The organism is Saccharomonospora halophila 8 (genome assembly GCF_000383775.1).
GTDB lineage: Bacteria > Actinomycetota > Actinomycetes > Mycobacteriales > Pseudonocardiaceae > Saccharomonospora > Saccharomonospora halophila.
In genome coordinates this window covers 1-2,973 of the sequence record NZ_KB912474.1, presented here as the reverse complement: position 1 = coordinate 2,973, position 2,973 = coordinate 1, and the positions used below count along the sequence as shown (strand labels likewise).

Annotated in this window: 4 protein-coding genes; all 4 read right to left on the bottom strand. The window is 72.3% G+C overall.

The window, feature by feature from the left end; genetic code table 11:
• Positions 1-66 precede the first annotated feature (66 nt).
• The 4 genes from SACHA_RS0100230 to SACHA_RS0100215 all read right to left on the bottom strand — a co-directional run bounded on the left by SACHA_RS0100230 (position 67) and on the right by SACHA_RS0100215 (position 2,728).
• The gene (locus SACHA_RS0100230; RefSeq protein ID WP_019806241.1) at positions 67-471 is read right to left on the bottom strand and encodes an Imm1 family immunity protein; all 405 of its coding nucleotides are present in this window, start codon (positions 469-471) and stop codon (positions 67-69) included.
• 85 nt (positions 472-556) lie between these two features.
• Positions 557-1,207, bottom strand: coding sequence for a GNAT family N-acetyltransferase (locus SACHA_RS0100225; protein ID WP_019806239.1), 651 nt, complete (start codon positions 1,205-1,207; stop codon positions 557-559).
• A 61-nt stretch (positions 1,208-1,268) separates the two neighbouring features.
• Entirely contained in the window at positions 1,269-1,535 is a 267-nt protein-coding gene (locus SACHA_RS0100220) for a hypothetical protein (protein WP_028662743.1), read from the bottom strand.
• 206 nt (positions 1,536-1,741) lie between these two features.
• A complete protein-coding gene (locus SACHA_RS0100215) occupies positions 1,742-2,728 on the bottom strand; it encodes an LLM class flavin-dependent oxidoreductase (protein ID WP_019806237.1) in 987 nt (328 codons plus the stop codon).
• Positions 2,729-2,973 lie beyond the last annotated feature (245 nt).

Below are 2,973 nucleotides of genomic sequence, written 5' to 3'. Positions count from 1 at the left end.
GTCGTGACGCGGTCCGTCCTGCGCGTGCGGTCCGTCCTGCGCGTGCGGTCCGTCCTGCGCGTGCGGTCAGCCCTCGTGCGCGGTCAGGGCGTCCTGCCAGCCCACCGATCCGGGGGCGCCGCCGCCGCTGGTGACGAACTCGACCAGCGCCGTGCGCAGCGTCTCCAGCGGCACTCCGCTGCCCTTGGGGAACTGGGCCTCGGAGACGTCGGACAGCGCGGGCGACTCCGGGTCCCCGACGCTGTAGGCGAGCAGTTCGTCGCCGGAGTAGAGCAGGTAACCCCAGCTCTCGTGGATCTGCACGTCGAGCGCCGGGTCGTCCTCCCCCTCGTGCAGCGTCGCGGTGTACACCTCCTCGCCGGACAGCAGCGAGAGCAGCTCGTCGACGTCGTCGGCCCCCGCGACCGGAACCTCCCGGACGTCGTCGGAACCGTCCGGAGCCACCGTCCGCACCGCCGCGTGGTAGGTCACCGTCGTCGTCCTCCTGCTCGCATCGGCTGTGGGCGTTCCACCCATCGTCCGGTACCCACCCGGCGCGTCCGGCAACCGGGGCGGCTCAGGACCCGACGCCGAACTGCGCCCGGCACGCCTCGTCGAGCCCTTCGATCTCCACATCCACCGTGCGGTGCCGGCGCCAGTCGGCGCGGCTCAGCCGCAGCCGTTGCTCGACGGCGGCCTCCCCGCGCACGGCGTGCCGGGCGAGCCCGTCCGCCCGGTAACCGAGCTTGTGGGACACCGCCAAGGAGACGGCGTTGTCGAGGAAGGCACCGCTGACGGCCTCCTCCGCGCCCAGCCCGGCGAAGGCGAGGTGCAGCACCGCCGCCCGCATCTCGGTGCCGAGCCCACGCCTCTGGTGCCGCCGCCCGAGCCATGAGGCACTGCCGACCACGCGGGTGACGGCGAAGTCCCGGCCGCTGAGCCCCTGGGTGCCCACGACCGCACCACCGTGCAACACGACGAGATTCAACGTCCAGTCCCCCGGCTCCCATGCGCCCAGCGTGCTCCAGTGGTGCTGCACGAGCCCCCGCGCCCGCTCGACGGGCGGACGGTCCGTCCACGGGTACAGGAACGGCATCACCTCGGGTGGGTGGACGCCGTCGACGGCCAGGTCGGCCAGCGCCGCGAGCTCCTCGCCCCCGGGCAGACGCAGCTCCAGCCGCGGGGTGCGTAGGCGCAGCCCGAACACGGGAAAGTGTGCGTCCAGCATCGGCCCATGGTGCGCCGCCACCCTCGCGCCGGGCACGGCATTTTCCGTGCGCGCCCGGCGACTACGCCATGCCCTCGAAGCGCACCATGAGCGTGTCGAGGGCGTGCCTGGTCTGTTCGACCGACTGGGCGGACAGTTCGAGCCGGGTCAGCACGCTCTCGCAGTAGCCGCTGACCTCGTCGTGGGCCGCGGTGCCGCCGAGGCTGTTCCGCAGCAGGTCGGAGAGCCCGCCCGCCATCGACAGGGCGTGCTGGACCGCGTTGTGGATGTTCGTGCACTGCTCCACACCCTGATACAGCTGCGCCAGCGTCTCCTCGTGCGTCGCCATGTCGTCATCCTGTTCTCCGGGCTCCCCGGTCATGTCACCCCCGTGACGTCAACCCCGCGGACCACCGCCCGCGGGCACCCGTGAGACGAGTCGGTCGATCACCCGCGCCCGTTTCTCCCCCGGTCGCGACGGTACGACGGAGCGCATCATGCCACCCCGGACGACGTGGCGGGGCCGGGTCGGGGAGGTCGGCGACCTCGCGGGGCTCACCCGGTGAGGCCGGAGGCCTCGGCCAGCAGCTCCATCGAACGGATACGGTCCTTCGGCGTCGGCCCCTGGTGGGCGGTGATCAGCTCGTCGGCATCGGCGTGTTCAGCGAACTCGTCGAGGTAGTGCTTGGTCTGCTCGGCCGTGCCGACGGCACTGTAGCGGACCATGTTCCTGAGCTGGCCGCCCTGCGGGGAGTCCAGGATCGCGTCGGCCTCGGCGTCGGTGAAGTTGCGTCCCCGGCCGACCAGCAGCCGCACCCGCTGCCGCTTGACCACGGTGAACTGTTCCTGCGCCTCCTCCTCGGACTCGGCGGCCAGCACGTTCACCCCGGCGATCACGTGCGGCTCGGCGAGCTGGTCGGACGGCTGGAACTTCTCCCGGTAGACCGACACGGCCTGCTCCAGCGCGTCCGGGGAGAAGTGCGAGGCGAACGCGTACGGCAGGCCGAGCATCGCGGCGAGCTGGGCGCCGAACAGCGACGAGCCGAGGATGTACAGCGGAACGTTCGTGCCCTTGCCGGGAACGGCGTCCACCCCGGTGATGGCGCTGCGCTCGCCGAGGAACGCCTGCAGCTCCTGCACGTCCTGCGGGAACGAGTCCGCCGAGTTGGCGTCCCGGCGCAGGGCACGCAGGGTGTTCTGGTCGGTGCCGGGGGCACGGCCGAGGCCGAGGTCGATGCGGCCCGGGTGCAGCGTGGCCAGGGTGCCGAACTGTTCGGCGATCGTCAGCGGCGCGTGGTTGGGCAGCATCACCCCGCCCGCGCCGAGCCGGATGCTGCGGGTGTGCGCGGCGACGTGTGCGATGAGCACGCTGGTGGCCGAGGAGGCGATGGCCTTCATGTTGTGGTGCTCGGCGTACCAGACGCGGTGGTAGCCGAGCTGCTCGGCGCGCTGGGCCTGCACGACGGCGGCGTCCAGGGCTTCGCGGTTCGTCTCGTTCTTGCCGACCATGGCGAGGTCGAGGACGGACAGGACAGGGGTCACGAGCTTCCACCTTTCCGGCTACCACCGCGCGGAGCGTGCGCTCCGGATTGACTCGTCCCCACTGTACCCGGAGCGGAGCAGATGTTCCGCTTGGTGCGTGGCGGCCCGCCGTGGCCCTACGATGAGGGCGTGACCCGGCAGACGACGCGCGAGACCGCGCCCCCGGAGAACGCCACCGCGGCCGCGGAGAACACCACCGCGCCCCGGCGGCGCGACGCGGTGAGCAACCGCGCCGCGATCCTGCG